Source organism: Hyphomicrobium sp. NDB2Meth4 (assembly GCF_900117445.1).
GTDB lineage: Bacteria > Pseudomonadota > Alphaproteobacteria > Rhizobiales > Hyphomicrobiaceae > Hyphomicrobium_A.
In genome coordinates, this window is record NZ_FPEJ01000003.1 from 95,662 (window position 1) to 112,515 (window position 16,854).

At 63.4% G+C, this 16,854-nt stretch carries 14 protein-coding genes; 7 read left to right on the top strand and 7 right to left on the bottom strand.

Features of this window, described 5'->3' with window-relative positions:
* The first annotated feature begins 10 nt into the window (after window positions 1-10).
* A complete protein-coding gene (tyrS, locus tag NDB2M4_RS06555; RefSeq protein ID WP_072373269.1) occupies window positions 11-1,264 on the top strand; it encodes a tyrosine--tRNA ligase in 1,254 nt (417 codons plus the stop codon).
* A gap of 11 nt (window positions 1,265-1,275) precedes the next feature.
* Here the strand turns inward: tyrS and NDB2M4_RS06560 are convergent, their stop codons facing one another.
* Window positions 1,276-4,953, bottom strand: coding sequence for a YhdP family protein (locus tag NDB2M4_RS06560; protein WP_083555963.1), 3,678 nt, complete (start codon window positions 4,951-4,953; stop codon window positions 1,276-1,278).
* Window positions 4,954-5,291: 338 nt separating this feature from the next.
* On the opposite strand from NDB2M4_RS06560, the gene bcp reads away from it, so the two are divergent.
* Entirely contained in the window at window positions 5,292-5,762 is a 471-nt protein-coding gene (bcp, locus tag NDB2M4_RS06565; protein ID WP_072373275.1) for a thioredoxin-dependent thiol peroxidase, read from the top strand.
* 201 nt (window positions 5,763-5,963) lie between these two features.
* Window positions 5,964-6,464, top strand: a complete 501-nt coding sequence (locus tag NDB2M4_RS06570) for a bactofilin family protein (protein WP_072372177.1) — start codon at window positions 5,964-5,966, stop codon at window positions 6,462-6,464.
* Between the two features lie 121 nt (window positions 6,465-6,585).
* Here the strand turns inward: NDB2M4_RS06570 and NDB2M4_RS06575 are convergent, their stop codons facing one another.
* From NDB2M4_RS06575 to NDB2M4_RS06585, 3 genes are all read right to left on the bottom strand, one after another.
* Window positions 6,586-9,186, bottom strand: a complete 2,601-nt coding sequence (locus NDB2M4_RS06575) for an AAA family ATPase (RefSeq protein WP_072372179.1) — start codon at window positions 9,184-9,186, stop codon at window positions 6,586-6,588.
* On the bottom strand, window positions 9,183-10,304 hold the full coding sequence (locus NDB2M4_RS06580; protein ID WP_072372182.1) for a metallophosphoesterase family protein: 1,122 nt from the start codon (window positions 10,302-10,304) through the stop codon (window positions 9,183-9,185). Before NDB2M4_RS06580 ends, NDB2M4_RS06575 begins: the two co-directional genes overlap by 4 nt.
* Before the next feature lie 150 nt (window positions 10,305-10,454).
* Window positions 10,455-10,655 carry a hypothetical protein gene (locus NDB2M4_RS06585; RefSeq protein ID WP_072372185.1) on the bottom strand — a complete coding sequence of 67 codons (201 nt, stop codon included), beginning with the start codon at window positions 10,653-10,655 and terminating at the stop codon, window positions 10,455-10,457.
* Window positions 10,656-10,938: 283 nt separating this feature from the next.
* Here NDB2M4_RS06585 and NDB2M4_RS06590 point away from each other — a divergent pair, with 283 nt between their 5' ends.
* From NDB2M4_RS06590 to NDB2M4_RS06605, 4 genes are all read left to right on the top strand, one after another.
* Window positions 10,939-12,636 (top strand): M48 family metalloprotease, encoded by a 1,698-nt coding sequence (locus NDB2M4_RS06590; protein WP_072372187.1) that lies wholly within the window; start codon window positions 10,939-10,941, stop codon window positions 12,634-12,636.
* 140 nt (window positions 12,637-12,776) lie between these two features.
* Window positions 12,777-13,322 carry a DUF2147 domain-containing protein gene (locus NDB2M4_RS06595; protein ID WP_072372189.1) on the top strand — a complete coding sequence of 182 codons (546 nt, stop codon included), beginning with the start codon at window positions 12,777-12,779 and terminating at the stop codon, window positions 13,320-13,322.
* Window positions 13,323-13,346: 24 nt separating this feature from the next.
* Window positions 13,347-13,931, top strand: coding sequence for a hypothetical protein (locus tag NDB2M4_RS06600; RefSeq protein ID WP_139247125.1), 585 nt, complete (start codon window positions 13,347-13,349; stop codon window positions 13,929-13,931).
* A gap of 134 nt (window positions 13,932-14,065) precedes the next feature.
* Window positions 14,066-14,878, top strand: a complete 813-nt coding sequence (locus NDB2M4_RS06605; RefSeq protein WP_072372194.1) for a DUF2147 domain-containing protein — start codon at window positions 14,066-14,068, stop codon at window positions 14,876-14,878.
* Window positions 14,879-14,996: 118 nt separating this feature from the next.
* Here the strand turns inward: NDB2M4_RS06605 and NDB2M4_RS06610 are convergent, their stop codons facing one another.
* From NDB2M4_RS06610 to NDB2M4_RS06620, 3 genes are all read right to left on the bottom strand, one after another.
* Window positions 14,997-15,530, bottom strand: coding sequence for a GNAT family N-acetyltransferase (locus tag NDB2M4_RS06610; protein ID WP_072372197.1), 534 nt, complete (start codon window positions 15,528-15,530; stop codon window positions 14,997-14,999).
* A gap of 75 nt (window positions 15,531-15,605) precedes the next feature.
* Window positions 15,606-16,109, bottom strand: coding sequence for a hypothetical protein (locus tag NDB2M4_RS20340; protein ID WP_072372200.1), 504 nt, complete (start codon window positions 16,107-16,109; stop codon window positions 15,606-15,608).
* Between the two features lie 221 nt (window positions 16,110-16,330).
* On the bottom strand, window positions 16,331-16,810 hold the full coding sequence (locus NDB2M4_RS06620; RefSeq protein WP_139247126.1) for a hypothetical protein: 480 nt from the start codon (window positions 16,808-16,810) through the stop codon (window positions 16,331-16,333).
* Between the last annotated feature and the right edge of the window lie 44 nt (window positions 16,811-16,854).

Genomic DNA, 16,854 nt, shown 5'->3' on the forward strand with positions numbered 1-16,854 from the left:
TAGCGAAGCGATGACCGATCTAAAATCCGACTTTCTGAAGATTCTTACCGAGCGCGGCTACATTCACCAGTGCTCGGACCTCAGCGCCCTCGATGATCTGGCCGCCAAGCGCGAGATTATCGCCTACGTCGGATATGACTGCACCGCACCTTCGCTCCACGTCGGCCATCTACTCTCTATCATGATGCTGCACTGGCTGCAGGAGACCGGCAACAAGCCTATTGCACTGATGGGCGGTGGAACCACGCGCGTCGGCGACCCCTCTGGCCGCGATGAGACGCGCAAACTGCTGACCTACGACCAGATCGACGCCAACAAAGAGCAGATCAAGACCACGTTCGCCAAGTTTCTCCGCTTCGGCGACGGCAAGACCGATGCCGCGATGGTCGACAACGCCGAATGGCTGACGCGTCTCAACTACATCGAGATGCTGCGCGACGTCGGCCGTCACTTCTCGATCAACCGCATGTTGACGATGGACTCGGTGAAGCTCCGACTCGACCGCGAGCAGGAGCTGTCCTTCATCGAGTTCAACTACATGATCTTGCAGTCCTACGACTACGTCGAGCTAGCCCGCCGCTACGGCTGCAACCTGCAAATGGGCGGCTCCGATCAGTGGGGCAACATCGTCAACGGCATCGACCTCGGCCGCCGCATGGGCACGCATCAGCTCTATGCGCTCACGTGTCCGCTGCTCACCACCTCGTCCGGCACAAAGATGGGCAAGACTGCCGCCGGCGCCGTCTGGCTCAACGAGGCCCAGCTCTCGGCCTATGACTATTGGCAGTTCTGGCGCAACACCGAGGACGCCGACGTCGAGCGCTTCCTGAAGCTCTTCACCACCCTTCCGATGAGCGAGATCGCTAAACTGGCGGCGCTTCAGGGTGCAGAGATCAACGAGGCGAAGAAGACTCTCGCCACCGAGGCGACGGCCCTGATGCATGGCCGCGACAAGGCCGAAGCCGCTGCAGACACCGCGCGCAAAACGTTCGAGCAAGGCACCACCGCTGAAGGCCTGCCCACAGTCGAGATCAGCAAGGGCGAATTTGCCGCCGGTCTGGGCGTCCTGTCCGCGTTCGTGCAGGCAGGTCTCGTCAAATCGAACGGCGAAGCGCGCCGGCAGATTCAGGGCGGCGGCCTCAAGGTCAACGATCAGCCTGTCTCCGACGAGAAGGCGCACCTGAGCCTCGACGACGCAACCGCCGACGGCGCCATCAAGCTCTCGCTCGGCAAAAAGAAGCACGTGCTGCTGAAGCCGGTCTGAGCGCCCTGCGCTCAGCGTTTCTTCGTCGGCGGGGACACGGTCTGCGACGACCAACCATCGATCGTCTCGTTGCCGATAACCGTTCCGGGCGCCGCAGTCTGTCCCTCATCGCCCGGCTTGCCGATGGTCGACGACGCGCGCACGCCTGATGTCGTCGTGTCGCCGAGAGCATCGTCGCGGCGCTGCACTTTCGGATCGAACGGCGTCATCTGGAAGATGTCGCGGAAAATTCCCGGCGCCAGCATCGACAGCGGGTTGACGATGACCTCCGGCCGATCCATCGAGCCTTGGATGGCAAACGTCATCCCGGAAATACCTTCGCACTTCGGCCCTGTGATGATCTGCCCGAACAGCGGGATTTCACACAGCGCGCTGTTCAAGCCTTGCAGCGGAACATACGTACCGCCCAAATTCACTTGGCGCATTTTGTAATCGACTTTGCCGCGGATCGACGCGCCGAGCATCGGTCCGCGCAGTTGTGAGTCGCTCATCACGAACTGACCGTAGCCGACCGAGAACGGCACCTTCATCAGCGTGAAATCGAACACTTCACGCGTCACGCGCTTCGCGCGCCGGCCCGATCCTCCGTCAATCGCCGGCCGGCCCTCGTCCGCACCTGAAAACACCTCCGACACAACAGGGTCGCCGAGAATACGGAATTGCTCAACCCAGAGAATGCCGGTCTTCTCCGCCGCGCCCTTGCCTTCCATATTGACTTCGAGGCGCACGCGGCCGCCTTGGATGTTTGGATAGAAGTCTATCAGTTTGAGCGCCTGACCGGCGTCGGTGGAATCCGCATACAGCTTCCGCGGCTGCCCGGGATCCTGACGCATCACCACCGCAAGCGGCTGCCCGCCATCGAGCGTGGAGCGCGCATCGAGCGCCACCAGTTTTTCGCCCCGCTTCGACAGCTTCACCTTCACGTTGCGCAGCGACACCTCGTGATGTCCGATCACGGTGCCGATCTCTGCGTCGACGTCCATTCCCTCGCGCGGCTCTTTGGGCTTTGGAGCATTTTCAGTGAGCTGCCCCAGCGAGAAAAGCGACTTGAAGAAGTTGCGCCCGTCGAACGTCGGGCCGCGTACCTTCACCTTCCAGATGTCGTTCGAGTTGAGCGTACCCTCGACTTCCATGCGCGTTACGACGTTGAGCGAGAAGTCCGGGAAGTGAAACTCGCGCAGCCGGTTGTCCGCACCGATCGCCAGCCAGCCCTCGATAGCGATATCGTCGCCCGCCACTTTGAAGTTCTGCAGCTCGGTCTTGTGCGTCTTTCCGCGCACGATATCGCATTGCAAGTTCGCCGGACGCCCGGGCGGCTTGCGCCACGCAACACCCTCCAGCAGGAGATCAGCGCTGGTCAGGTCGCCGTGCAACTGAATGAGCTGCTCGCCGCTGGCGTCATGGCCTATCGTCACCTCGATCGGCACCACGCCCTGCACGATGCTGTTGATGTCGAGGCCGAGCTGATTGCGATCCGTGTTGTCGAGAGTCGCGCTCAGGCGCAGCGGTGGCTGTTTATCGGCAGGCGCGTCGAAGATGCGCTGCCATCCCAGCTTCGCCAGCACACCGTTGATCAGCATCTGCCCGTTCGCACCGGCAGCCTTCTCGCTGATATCGAAATCAATGCTCGCGCTTTGCACCTGATAGCTGTCGGCGATCTTCTTCACGCGGCCGTCGAACAGACGACCCTTGCCGTCGATCTTCACCGAACCGTCTGGCAGGTCCGCCAGCAGCGGCAGGTTGATCTTGAATTGCGCTTCGACCTTGCCGTCGATGCCATCGCGCGGCAGCCCGGTCTCTTCCAGGAAGGCCGGACGCGAATGAGCGATGAGGTCGAGCACGTTTCCGACGTTCGTTTGGGAGGCAAAGACCACTTCACCCGTCGGCACTTCACTCATGATATCGACAGCGGTGAAGCGGCCGTCCGAAAGCGGCAGCTGCCGGTCCGGTGCCAGCACCATTCCGGCCTCCGGTATCGTCACCTCCAGCGAATCGTTCTCGATCCGCGCCGTCACGCGGCTTGAAACGACAGGCGGCAATTCGTCGATAACGCGCAGCTCGACATCGGCGACATCCATCAGAAACGACAACTGATGCTCTTGCGTGCCGACGCCCGGCTCCGTTGCCATTTGCGCACCGCTGACGAAGCGGAACTTGGCGCCCTGAACGGACGCACGATCCACCCGCTCACCGATCCACTCGCGTGCACCCGGCGCGACCGCCTTCGGCCAAAGCGCCTTCAGCGTGTTGAGAGCCATCGGCCCGATCGTGCCTTCAAGCCGCGTGCTGGCCGGTTCCGCACCTGCAACCAGGCTGCCCGACATGCTGATCACCGCGCCGCCCGCACGCAGCACGAATTCGTCGAGCTCCACCGCGCCCCTGTGCGGCTCGATTTTGCCGCTCGCGCGCCATTCCTCTAGCGCGACAGGCGCAACCTTGAATTCCTCTGCTGCAAACGAGCCGTCCTGCGCGCGAAGTTGATACTTCCACGATGGATGCTCAGCGTTAGGGTCGTCAGCTTGAGCAACACCGGAAATCGTCACGCGGCTTCCGCGCCAGCTCAGCGTGGACGGTGAAAGCATGACCTTCTCGGCCACTCCGTCGTAGCCGAGTCTGATCGCTCCCCCATCGACTTCCAGCGGCGCTTCGGGCAACGCCGGCAACTTTATGCTTCCGTGGCCAAGCGACAATGCCAGCGCCGCCGAACGAACGTCTCCGTCACTCGTCAATTCAAGGGTGGCCTCGCCATCGACGGGCAGATCCAGCGCCTGCAGCAGACTGAGTTCCGGCACGGTGCCCGCGATACTGCGCGGCACCAGGCCATTCACCGATGTCTTGAGATTGAGCGTACGGCTCCGCTCTGATTCATCGGTCTCGAACTTCAATTCCCACGGTTTGCCACCTGCGGCCATGACCATGGCCCGTCCGGTGATGACGCTCCTCGTGCGCCCATGCATCAACTCGATGTTCAGCGACGGCACGCGCCATTCTGTATTGCGCCCGGCATAGTCGAGCATCAGCGTCGCGTTGCGCAGTCCGAACTCGCGCAAGTATGAAGTGGCATCGAGACGCTGTCGCGCGCGTGAGGACATATCCGTCAGCACACGGGCAAGATCGATGCGCTTCAGCGGTCCCATCGCCTCGGCGGCCGGAGCAGATGACGCCGAACGCGTCACTGGCACTGGCGCCGGTGCTAGCGGACCATTTGAAGGCTCGCGTTCAACGCCGGTCGCATCGCTCGGCACCGGCTTTGAAAAGCTCAGCGCCAGCCCCCCCTTCTCCGAATAGAAAAGAAATAGCCGCGGCTCGATCAGCTCAATGCGCGCCGGGACTACGCGCATCGACCACAGCGCTGGCGTCGAAATCTCGACTGCTGCAAACGGCGCTGACGCAACGACGTCGCCGTCGACCTCGTGCACACGCACATTGCTGAGACGGAATTCCAGCCCGCCGGTTTCCGACAGCGATACGACGGCATCGTCGATGCGCACGGTATTGCCGCCGAGTTCAGCGTTGATGCCCCTCTCAATCGGCTCGACCAGAAATTCGAGCGACATTGGGCCATGACGCAACCGCACGTAGCCAAGGCCGGCCACGAGCAGCGCCAGCATGAGAAACGGCGCAAGAATGAATACCGATCGGCCGACGCCGTGCAGCACATGATCGCAAGCGACGGCAGCCGTCGTCACGGAGCGCTTCAGGTTCGAGGCCGGCGGTTCCGGTGCTCGCGGCGCTGTGCGGCCGGTCTGTGTTTTTGGTCTTCCGGTCGTCTGCAAGTCCGGCCCCTAGACAGTGTCAGGATGCTCCACATCCCGAGTGCAAACAACAAGAAATGGGATGTCCGCGCAACCACCCGGCGCGCCCCCTCTGACGCACTAAATATGGGGCGCGCGCGCCCCTCAATTCTGCACACGCCAGTCCCTTGCGCGGCTTTCGCTGCGCCGCTAAGCCTCAGGCACAGTGGAATTTGTTGTCGTGTGACCCGGTCCACGTGCACGTGGAAAAGCGACAAAAGAAAGGCATCTCGGTGACCATCGAAGAAGGTTCCCCAGCCCCCGCCTTCGCGCTCCCCGACAGCGATGGCAAGACCGTCGAGCTTTCGGGCCTGAAGGGAAATCGGGTCGTCATCTACTTTTACCCAAAGGACGACACGGCGGGGTGCACCACGGAGGCCAAGGACTTCACCTGCCTAGCCGACGATTTCAAGCGCGCCAAGACGACCCTTCTGGGAGTTTCTCCCGACAGCTCCGCAAGCCATCGCAAGTTTCGCGATAAGCACGAGTTGGCCGTCCGTCTGTTGTCGGACGACGGTCATCGTGTCGCGGATGCCTACGGGGTGTGGGTGGAGAAGTCGATGTACGGGCGCAAGTACATGGGAATCGAGCGTGCCACATTCCTGATAGATAAAGCTGGCAGGATCGCGCGCATCTGGAGGAAGGTTAAGGTCAAAGGACATGCCGAAGCGGTGCTCGAAGCCGTCCGCGCGATGAAACGTTAAGCGCGCGCCTGGTTACGTTGCACACATTTTGTGCCTGCATCGGCGAAGCAGTCGATGACCCCAGGCGGGATCTGTGCTTAGATGACTGAATGGGGGGGATTTCTCGGCTCGATAGCCGCATCGGATCCCCGATTACTAATCTGTCCTCGTCTACTCCAAGACCTGTATCCGATCGTTGCGTCAGAGCAGAGGTGCACGCTTATGTTGCCGAATTTCAAAAGATCCGAGTCCGAGCCGCCAAAGGTCACGCCGCCCAACTTCGCACCCGCTGCCGCACAACCCGCATCCGGGGCGCGCCCCATCGGTCTCGCCCGAACGAATGAGCGCAACGCGCCATCCGTCATCGGCCCGGATCTGACCATCAACGGCAATCTCGTCTCCAAGGGCGAAGTGCAGATTGACGGCGAAATCCAGGGCGACATCCAAGGCACCTACGTCGTCATCGGCGAGAAGGCCCGCATCACCGGCGGCATCGTCGCCGAAGAAATCGTGGTCCGCGGTCACGTCATGGGCTCGGTGCGCGGCAAGCGCGTCATGCTGCAGTCGTCCAGCCACGTCGAGGGCGACATCTTCCATCAAGCGCTGGCCATCGAGCAGGGCGCCTTCTTCGAGGGCAAGTCGCGCCGCTCGGAGGATCCCACCGCCGAGGCCGCCAAGCCTGAAATTCCTTCTTCGCTCACCAGCGCCGGCCTGAGCAGCTAGTCGCCCGCGCGACGCTTCGGCATCGCTCCTAGAGCGCACACGAAAATTATAGGCCCCGGCTGCGGTATCCGCGCCGGGGCTTTTCCTTTGTGCCCACACACCCAGCACCGCTTCGGCCACCTCAGGCAGCCACTCGTTCGGCATTCCACTGCGCGAGCGCGATACGGCGCCCGCCTAGCTCGTCGAAATCGCGCTCGCGGCAGCTCAGCACCAGCACTTGGTGGCTTTTTGCCGCCAGCTGCAGCGCCTGGAACAGCCTCTTGAGACGATCATCGTCCGTATTCACCACCGCGTCATCGATGATCAGCGGCGCAGGTGTGCCCGTGTCCGCGAGAAGCTGCGCGAACGCCAGCCGAACAAGCAAGCCCAGCTGTTCCTGTGTCCCGCCACTGAGCCGCGCGAACTCTTCGCGCACGCCGCGGCGTTCGAGCGCCTGTGGCGCCAGATCCTCACCCAGCACAAGATGCGCCTCGGGCCACATGAGTTGCAGATACGGCGCCAGCCGGCCGACCACCGGCCGCGCGAAACGATCACGCGTGCGCGTCGCCGCTGCGTCCAGCTCCTTCATCAAAAGCAGCAAAGCTTGAGCTTCCTGCTGAAGGTCGGCGCAGCGCGCCTCCGCCTGCACGCACAGCGCTTCGAGTTCCTCGACGCGCGCTTCGACGTCTTCGGCCCGATCGGAGGTCAGCCCTCCCAGCAGGCCGCTCTCGGCCTCGCGCAACGCCGAGATTTCTGCACGCGCTTTCTCATCGGCGATACGCGCCGCCTCGGCCGCCTTCTGCAATGCACTGACGCGCGCCTCATCGGACGACTTATCACGCCACGCGGCAGCCTCCAGCACAGCGACGTTCAAAGTCTCGCGCGCAGCTCCCAGCGCCGCGCGTCGCTCCGCCAGAGCCGCCGCGCGCGCCTCGGGCGCGCCCAGTTCCTCGCTCAAGCTGGCGATATCCGCCGCGTAGTTGTTGGCCTGTGCACGCAGCGTCAACCACTCTTCGCGCGCCTGGCCCTCGGCGGCTTCCGCTTCGGCCAGCATCGCTTCCGCCTCGGCAAGGGCGCCCTGCGTTTCGCTCGCGCGTGCATCGATGTCATCCGTAGATCCGGCAACATTCGATGCAGCAACTGTTGCCGCCAATTCCGCATGCGACTGCTGAAGGTTCTGGATGCCTTCGCGCGCGACCATCTTCAGCCGTTCGCAAACCTCCGCCAGACGCGCTTCGCCGTCACGCCGCTCTGCGAGCAAGCGCTCGGCTTCCTCCAGCGAGCGGGCCCCGACACCAAGCAGCAGTTCTTCGCGACGGGCGCGATGGGCTGCAAGCGCATCCTCATCGCGCGCCACATCGTCCGACTGCCCCGGCTCGATCGTCAGCACGCCGACGCCGGCAATCTCCAGCCTGATCGGACGCGTCGGTTGCAGCACTTCGCCATCACCGAGCGCCCGCCCGTCAAGCGTCACCCTTCCAGCACCGCCATCAACATAAGCGAGGCTCACACGTGGCGCCGATGCAGAAAGGCGCGCTTCCAGCTTCAGGATGCTTGAAGCCTCGCGCCGCGCCGCTTCGATCGTTCGCTCATCCGCGGCATTGCCCTTTAGAGCCTGGACGAGCTGCATACGCTCCGCTTCCGCAGCGCGCGCGGCCTCCAAACGCAGCGACAGCTCGGCCAGCCGATCTCTGCGTGCCAGCGCCTGCCGGTCACGTTCGAGCCCGGCAAGCACCCCTTTTAGGGCGTCGCGATTCTGCCGCGCATCCTTCGCTTTCTGAACGCTTGCAACGCCGCGCGCCTCGCAGGCGGCAAGCAGAGGCGCGGTCTTCGCAGCCGCCGCCTCGCGCTGCGCCAGAGCATCGATGCGCCGCTCCAGCGCTTCCAGCAGCGCCTGGGCCGCTGCGAGCTGCTTCTGGCCACCCTCGACGGCAGCCTCCGCGAGCTTCAGCTTCTCGCGCGCCTTCTGCGCGTCCTCGAACGTGCGCTGCGCATTCTCCCGCTCGCGTTGACGCAACTGGGCAGCCTCGGCATCACCAATTTCGGCAAGCCTCACGCGCACATCCTGCAGCGCCTCAAGACGATCGAGCGCCCGCTTAAGGCGTTCTCTGGCATCGTCCCTCTGCTTCACGAGATCATCGCGCCGGTCGATCGCCGCCTTCAACGCGCCCGCAGGACGCGGCGGATTATGGCTCGTTACCAGGCCGGCAAGCTCGGCTTTCACACGCCCCGCGACGAACCGGGCCGCACTGCCATCGGCGACGTTCTCCACTTCGCTCTCGATCGCGGCCATGAACGTGGCCCCGCCCGTCTTCACCGGCGCCATGCTGGCGAGCGCTTCACCCTGCGTGACACACAACAACGAGAAGTGCCCCGTGCCGCCAAGCAGCTTGCAAAGCAGCGTCTCCGCATCCCCGCCGCGCGAAACCTGTCCGGTCGACAGATCGTGTAGTTCGGCCGACCGCGTCGTCAGGTATTGCTTGCGCAGCCGCCACGGACGTCCCTGCACGTCGAGATCGAGCTCGATCAACGGTGCACCGCCCGAATAAGGACGCAGCTCCTCGATCTCCTGCTTTTTCGACGTATGCGGCAGGAACAGAGCGGTGTTCACGGCGCGCAGGATCGTGGACTTGCCAAGCTCGTTCGGGCCCGCAAGCACATCGAGGCCGCCCGTCAGGCCTTCGAGCGCAACCGGTGTGCTGAAGCGGCCAACCTCTTTCAGGCGAATGGCGCGGATTTTCATGTCCGAGACTCCGCTTCCGCCTGTCGCGCCAACGCAAACAACCTGCGCAATGCGCGCCCAGCCACGGCTGCATCCGCACCGCTGTTCTCCGACGATGCCTTGAGCCGCTGTGCGATCTCACCCAGCACCGGGGAATCGAGCGCGGCGAGATCGGCAGCATCCGCGAACGCCGTCACGCCGCTCATATCCGCGGACAAATGAAACAGGCGCGGCGTCAACTCCGCGAGCTTACCGTCAATCCGCGCCAGCTCCGCCATCGGCACGGCACCCGAGAGCTCGAGCGTCATCAGGCATTGCGCGGCCGCCCTGCCCAGCGCCGACACCTCGGCATCGATCTGCGCCAGCGATGAGACGTCATCGAGCTTTTGCGAACGCCGCAGCCAAGTGAACTGCGCAGTCCGCACCGGCGTCACCTCCGGCGGCGCTTCACCGTCGACGTGAACGATGAGTGCATTGCCCGGATCGTTGTCGCGGAACCCATCCGGTTCAGGCGTGCCCGAATACCAGACGCGATCGGAAATCCGCATCGTCCCGTGCCAGTCGCCCAACGCCATGTAGGCAAGCCGCGCCGACTTCACGCGCGCTGGATCAATGGGAACATTCGCATCGCCGTTGCTGCCGAACCCCTGCACCGACCCGTGTGCCAACCCGATGCGCACCGCGCCCGCAGCGATCCCGTCCCACCAAGCCGTCGGATCAATCTCTGTCCGCTTCGACGCCAGCGGTGCCGGCAGCAGCACGACGCCCGGCGCAAGCTCGGCGGGCTTCGCTTCCAGATGCAAATGAACGTTCTGAGGCACCCCAGCGGCCGCGACTCCGCTCCACACCCCCCCCGCCCGCGCCGGGTCATGGTTCCCCGGCAGCAGGTGCCAATTGAGTTGCGGATGCGCCTTGAGCTGCTCCAGCACCCGCCGGATCAGCATGTCGGGGATCGTCTCCGCGTCGAACACATCGCCGGCCACGAGTACCGCAGAACAGCCAGCCGCCGTCGCTGCATCAGCCAACCGGCCGATCACATCGAAGCGCTCCTTGCGCAGCACTACCGCTTCCTCGTCCGGAAAGGACCCGAAGCGCTTACCCAGCTGCCAGTCAGCCGTATGCAGGAATTTGAAGCTCATAGAACCATAATGTTCTCGTTACGTTCTCAGCGCAACCACAAATCGCCGGCGCCAAAGTTATCCACAGGGGCAGGCAGCTGGCGGCAGCAACCTGGTTGCCGCCAGCGAACCGGATGCCGGACGGCATCGAACCTGCCGCCAGCGCCCGGCTCATTCGTCGTCATCGTCGTCGCCTTCCTCTTCCTCGTCATCGTCGACGAGGCTCTTCAGGGTTTCGACGATCTGCAACTCGCCATCTTCTTTCGACTCGACCAGCCACTCGGTCAGGATCGTCTCGCCCTGCTTGAACACGACCTTGAACGGCAGCTCGTCGCCCGACACAGGAACGACATCGCCAGTGACAAAAGCCATGATGACCCTCCATGCGTTTCGCCGGCGCGCTCTGAGGGCGTGCACGGCCAGCGCAGCCTAGTTGGGATTCGAATTATTTCGAGCGTGCGGGCAGCATGTAATCCGCTGTGGAAAACCCCTTCAGGACAAAATCTTGGCGCAATGGACTTGCCGCCCCGCGCCGCCGTTCGCTCCCTGAAGCGGCCGTCCCCCGCTATGCGCCGTCACCGAACACTTCTAGTTTAGCCGCCGCAATTTCCAGCAGCGGCGAGGATCCCCCTCGCCGCTTTTTTGAGGGAAGCAGATGGCTCGCCTGTTCTTTGCTTCGTTCGTTACGATCGGTCTCATCTTCGGCATGGTCTGCGGCGTCATTCTCGCCGCGCTCGTCTTCACCGAGAACGTCGATCTCGGCTTCGCGATCGGCCTTACCATTCTCATCAACGGCGTGATCTGGCTCGTCAGCCCATGGCTCAGCGATCTGACGCTGCGCTGGTTCAACAAGATGGCCTTCCTCGACGACGCGGAAGTGAAAGCGCGCTATCCCGGCGTGCACCAGATCATTCACGCTGTGGCGAACGAATATAAGTTCAGCGCGCCGCGCATCGGCCTCATCCCCGACCGCAACCCGACCGCCTTCACGTACGGCCTGCTGCGCTCAAACGCGCGCATCGTCGTCACCGACGGCATTTTCGAGTTCTTGAACGAGGACGAGCAGCGCGCGGTCGTAGCCCACGAGCTCGGCCACATCGTCAACCGCGACTTCATCGTCATGACCGCCGCGGGCACGCTCGTGCAGATTCTGTATCAGGTTTACGCGGCCTCGATGCGCTCGAGCCGCGGCGGCAGCGGCAAGAACAAAGGCGGCCAAGCGCTCGTCGCCGTCGCCGCCATCGTCATGTACTACATCGGCATCTACCTCCTCTATTATCTCAGCCGCACACGCGAATATCTTGCTGATGCGTTCTCCGCCGAGCATGTCGAAGGGCGTCACCTCGCCTCCGCGCTGGTCAAGATCGCCTACGGCATCGTCAAGGTGGAAGACACCGAGGAAACGCAGAGCCTGCTGCAGAGCACGCGTCACCTCGGCGTCATCGACGTGAAGAACGCCCGCTACTCCGGGCTCGAAGCCGAGAGCGACCTGCAAAGCCCTGAACGCGCATCGGAAGCCATGCTGTTCGACGCCCACAATCCGTGGGCACGTCTCATCGAGCTGAATTCAACGCACCCGCTCACCGGCATGCGCATATCGCACCTGGGCGAAATCGCGCGGCAGAAGGCACAGCCCTTCCCGGACTACGATCTCGTTGCCGCCGCTCAGCGCGTCCACCTCGACAAGGCCGCGCTCTGGCGACAGTTCACGCGTGAGCTCGGCATCCTCGCGCTGCCCGCGGTGCTTGCTGTACTCGCCGCCTTCACCGGCGTGTGGCCGCTCATCCCGGCGGGCTTCGCGCTCGGCGTCCTGATCACCTTGCCGCTGCGCTATCCTTCGACGTCGCCTTCCGCCACCACCGTCGCCACTCTGATGACCAACCCAGCGGCCTCGCCCGTCATCGGCCGCCCCGCTCAGCTCACCGGCAAGGCCATCGGACGCGCCAACCCAGGCTTCTTTGCCGGCGAGGACGTCATCTACCAGGACAAGACCGGCCTGCTGACCGCCGATTTCCGCTCGATGCTTGGCTTCATCGGCGATCTCTTCGCGGGCTGGCGCCGTGTCCCCAAGCACCTCGGTCAGGACGGACAGCTCACCGGCTGGTTCCGCCGCAGCATGGGCGGCTACATCATCACCAAGGAGATGCGATCGACCGCCGGCATCCTCCGCGCCCGGCCCTATTTCTGGCAGGCCGCGCTCTCGCTGGTTGTGCTCACCGCCAGCCTCTACGCCGCATTCGTCGGCATCGGCACCGTCGCTGACGAACTCGGGTATAAGTCGCAAGGGCACCGGGCCGCTGGGCACGAAAGGCACACCCCTGAATTTCAAAGCGAAATGGCCCCCGAAGAATAGTCTCGGCCGAGAAAAGGGAGTCGGATCTGCCACAGCCCCGGCCGCATTCACGCCAAGACTTTCGGGATAGATTGTCGCTTGCCCGTTGTTGGTGCAAAACGTTTTCTACGCCGAATCGATTTGATGGAGTGACAATCGACATGCGGGTCGTCGCACTTTGCCTGGCCGGCTTTGTTTCTGCCCTTGGCCTGACATCGACGGCATCGCGCGCCGAGAACCTCGACGGTTACTGGATGGACTCGCACGGCGAGGTCATCATGCAGTTCGGCGCATGCGGACGTAACCGTTGCGGCCGCGTCGCCTGGCTCAAGAAGCCGCGCGGCCCCGATCGCGGGCCCCTGCGCGACTTCCGCAATCCCGATGCTAAGCTTCAGTCGCGTTTCGTCTGCGGCCTTGTTGTCGTCAGCGGCTTCAAGAAGCAGCCGGACGGAACGTGGGCTGACGGCAACGTATACGTCCCCGATCTCGGCACCAGCTTCAGCGGCTATGCCGAGGTGCTGAGCCAAAGCAAGGTGAAGGTCACCGGCTACATGCTGCTCCCGATCCTCGGATCGTCGGAAGTTTGGACGCGCGTCAACCGCCAGCCGCCGTCCTGCGAAGAGCAGGCGAAGATGATTGCGGATGGCACTTGGTCCGTAGACATCTCGGCGTGGCCGCCCATTCCTCCTCCTGTCGCCTCGCGCTGATTAGCCCCGCGCTGGAGCAATTCCATGAGCTTCAGCATTCCACGTATGGTGCTGGCGGCACTCGCCGCCATGCTGACGACATTGGCTGTGGCGCAGACGATCCCGAAGCAGAAGGGCCCCGCGCGCATCTTCGCTCAATTCGATTTCTACTGCCTCAAGCACATTCCCGATCTCACTGGCATCGAGCGCGCCGCCGGCTTTGGCGAGTACGACCAGTTGCTCGGTGATGACTTGGCGCCGTACGTGCCTGAAACGCGCTACGACAAGCTGCTCGGCTGGCGCTATCACGACCACGGCGACGAATTCATTCTCACCGCAATGCGCGGCGAAGCCGACGATGCCGTGAAGCGCGAGGCCCCCGCATTCGCCGCCGCCACCGGAACGACGTGCGCTCTGCGTGTGCCCAATTCGCAACCGGGACTGTTGCTCGGCGAATTGACGCGGGCGGTCGGACGCCCCGCTGACAAAACGTGGCTCGATGGCGCCACGCGCGTGTACTCGTGGACACACCAAAAAGCAGACACTTTGAGCTTCATTCAATTCCATGCGCCTGAAATTGCAGGCGCAAAAGCTATGCTCAGTGCGAGCCTCTTCGTGAAAAAGCGGTAATGCGCTGCGTCTGTGCCCTGTTCCACACGGAACTGCGCTGACCTCACGAAACCGTTGATCTGCGTGGCGGATCGGCCGCTTGCGCCCAGACCTGCATTTGCCTAGGTCAACACCAGCAGTTTTCGGAGGTACCCATGCGCCTTTCTCGTATCACCATGCCCTGCGCCAGCTTCGCATTTGCGATGCTCTCGACAGCCGGCGCGCATGCCGACACTTCGCCGCTCGGTGTTTGGATCGATCACACCGGCCGCGGCGCCGTCGAAATCATCGAATGCGAAGGCAAGCTCTGCGGTCGCGTTGCCTGGACGAAAGACTCCGGCGACGCCAAGGACTGCGGCAAGCAGATCATCGGCAACGTCGCCCCTGTCGGCAAGAACAAGTGGGACAACGGCTGGATCTATGATCCAGACCGCGGCCGCAAGTTCGACGTCGAACTGACTGCGCTCGATAACGGCAAGCTGCGCGTCAAAGGCTACGCCGGCACCAAGTGGTTGAGCGAGACATACACGTGGAAGCGCGCTCCCGCCGATCTGCAGACTTGCGCCGCAGCTTCGAACACTGAGGCCAGCGCTCCGCAGAAGCCTGACGCGGCGGCAAAGTCAGAAACGGCGAAGGCGGACACCGAGACCAAGCCCGCTTCCGGCGCTGTGACGACACCTGTTCCGCTCAATGCCGCTAACGCCAACGACGCTCAGAAGCGGGCGGCGGCGACTGACAAGAACGTCGATGCGAAAAAGCCTGCAATCGCCAAGGCCGACCCGAGCGACGACGATGATGCGAGCGACGCGCCCCAAGGCGGCGGCAAGGGCCGCGTTCTCGCACGTCTCATGAACGAGCTCGAGAGCGGCGACGGTCCGGTGAAACTGAAGCGCACCGGCAAGACCTGCAAGGTGACGGCGCCTTACGTCGGCGTCATCAGCTTCCCCTGCGATCGCGACAACGACTAGACCATGATCGCTTGGGACCCTATCAGTCCGAAGCGTGAATCATCGGTCTCATAGATCTCTCGCAGGACTTTCCTAGCTGCAAAAGCCCGCGCCGAAAGGTTGCGGGCTTTTTTGCAATTCACAGCGCGCGCCCGAGAAACACCAGCTCGCTGCCATTGATGAGCGCCCGCGCGCGCGGCGCAAATCCGACGCGCTCATAAAAGCGCACGTTGCGTGCATCCGCCGATGTGACCACGTGCGCGCCCTTGGCGCCCGCCCGCTTCGCATCCGACGCGAACGCCTCGATCAATGAGGCGCCAATACCGCGACTGCGATACGCTGGCGCCAGATTGATATGCAGATGCGCTGGATACGTTTCGGTCGCTGCAGTGAACGCATCGATTACGCTAGGCTCGTCAAGCGCTGCAACCAGGTAGCCCGCAACCGAGCCATCGGCCGATAGCGCCACATAAGCCCATTCTGGATATTGCTTCAGGTATCGCCCGAACCACCGCTCGCGGAAGGCAGCACGCACCTCGTCGCTCGCGAACGTCTTCGTATTGCTCGATTCAAAGAAAATCTGATCGAGCTCGCGCGCGATCTGCTGGGTGGGGGTAACGTCCTGCCACCGCCTGATCTCGACGGGTAGAGCGGCAGCGTTCGTGTCAGCCATCGGATCGTGCTCGTCTCACCCGTAATGCGAAAGGGCCGGATCGTGTCCGGCCCTCCGCATCCTCGAACGAGGCGATTAATCTTCGATGCACGCGTAGTAGCGGTTCCACCAATAACGGCTGCGGGTGGCCACCGCACGGCGCCGCAACGGCTCGCACGATGCATAGTCCGACCCGTAATCGTCGTAATAGTAGTAGGGATAGGCGCCGAACCCATAGACGTACGGATAGCCACGGAAACGCGGGCCGCGATGGTGATGGTGACCGCCACCTGGCCTCGGACCGTGGTAGTGGCCCCTGCCCGGACCGCGAGGACCGCCGCCAAAGCGCGGACCGCCCGGCCGAGGACCCCCGCCAAAGCGCGGACCGCCGCCACCGCCGCCATGCATGCGCGGACCACCACCGCCGCCACCACGCATGCCTGGACCGCCACCGGTGCGGCCCACCTGATCAATCAGGCCTTGCTGCGCCGCCGCGGGAGGCGCCTTGGTGAAGGGGGCAGCGCCGGCGGGCAGCGCGGCCATGATCGAAAATGCAAAGGCCACCGCAAGCGGCCCTGCCGTTGTGAGATATCTTGTCATTAGAGGTCTCCTGGAACTGAGCCTCCGGGGCGTCGCTTCGACCGCGCCGACGGGTGCGGGGGAAAGCCGGCGTTCGGAAAGCATTAACTATGTGGAGACGCCGAGCGGCGTGTCCAAGATCCGGCGCTACCGCAATCGTGATCGGCGGACCTGAACTGGACCTGAATAGTGAACGGCCGCTAACCCTTTTCGCTCATTTGCGAGGGCTCGACCGGAAGGCGCTAGTCCTTGGAGCACGCGTGATAGCGGTCCCAGGCGGAGCGCTTGCCACTGGCTAGGGCATTGCGCCGGAGCGCAGCGCACTCCGATTGAGACGAGGCCACTTCGTCTGCGTAGCGGATCGGGTAGCCACGGCTACTGTAGCCAGCAGGGGGAGTATAGACCCCATTGAAGCTCGGACTATAAAGATGACCGCCACGGACGGTTAGCGGCACGCTGACCCCTGGTGCAATGGAGCCATAACGCGTCGCACTCTGCTTGGATTTGTCGTCCGCAGATTTGTCCTGGCCACTAGTGCGCTTTGACTTGTTCTTGCTGGTGCGCGGCCCCTCATCGTCGGCGATCTTCTTCTGCGCGACGGTTTGAACGACTGGCTCCGAGCCAGGCGTCGTCCGCTTTGCCAGCGGAAGGGCGATCGCGGTCGAGATCGTGGCGGCACTCCCCAAGACCAGTGCACAAGCTGCGACGACTGCTCGATGCATCGTGTTCCCCATGAGCTGTAGCGCGCCTCGCGGCGGCCCTTCAT

What these genes read in the sequence shown, in the direction of transcription:
- NDB2M4_RS06605 (WP_072372194.1), top strand. Translation starts at nt 14,066, where the DNA reads ATGCGCCTTTCTCGTATCACCATGCCCTGCGCCAGCTTCGCATTTGCG.
- NDB2M4_RS20340 (WP_072372200.1), bottom strand. Translation starts at nt 16,109, where the DNA reads ATGACAAGATATCTCACAACGGCAGGGCCGCTTGCGGTGGCCTTTGCA.
- NDB2M4_RS06585 (WP_072372185.1), bottom strand. Translation starts at nt 10,655, where the DNA reads ATGGCTTTTGTCACTGGCGATGTCGTTCCTGTGTCGGGCGACGAGCTG.
- NDB2M4_RS06570 (WP_072372177.1), top strand. Translation starts at nt 5,964, where the DNA reads ATGTTGCCGAATTTCAAAAGATCCGAGTCCGAGCCGCCAAAGGTCACG.
- NDB2M4_RS06595 (WP_072372189.1), top strand. Translation starts at nt 12,777, where the DNA reads ATGCGGGTCGTCGCACTTTGCCTGGCCGGCTTTGTTTCTGCCCTTGGC.
- NDB2M4_RS06580 (WP_072372182.1), bottom strand. Translation starts at nt 10,304, where the DNA reads ATGAGCTTCAAATTCCTGCATACGGCTGACTGGCAGCTGGGTAAGCGC.
- NDB2M4_RS06610 (WP_072372197.1), bottom strand. Translation starts at nt 15,530, where the DNA reads ATGGCTGACACGAACGCTGCCGCTCTACCCGTCGAGATCAGGCGGTGG.
- NDB2M4_RS06620 (WP_139247126.1), bottom strand. Translation starts at nt 16,810, where the DNA reads ATGCATCGAGCAGTCGTCGCAGCTTGTGCACTGGTCTTGGGGAGTGCC.
- NDB2M4_RS06600 (WP_139247125.1), top strand. Translation starts at nt 13,347, where the DNA reads ATGAGCTTCAGCATTCCACGTATGGTGCTGGCGGCACTCGCCGCCATG.
- tyrS (WP_072373269.1), top strand. Translation starts at nt 11, where the DNA reads ATGACCGATCTAAAATCCGACTTTCTGAAGATTCTTACCGAGCGCGGC.
- NDB2M4_RS06575 (WP_072372179.1), bottom strand. Translation starts at nt 9,186, where the DNA reads ATGAAAATCCGCGCCATTCGCCTGAAAGAGGTTGGCCGCTTCAGCACA.
- NDB2M4_RS06590 (WP_072372187.1), top strand. Translation starts at nt 10,939, where the DNA reads ATGGCTCGCCTGTTCTTTGCTTCGTTCGTTACGATCGGTCTCATCTTC.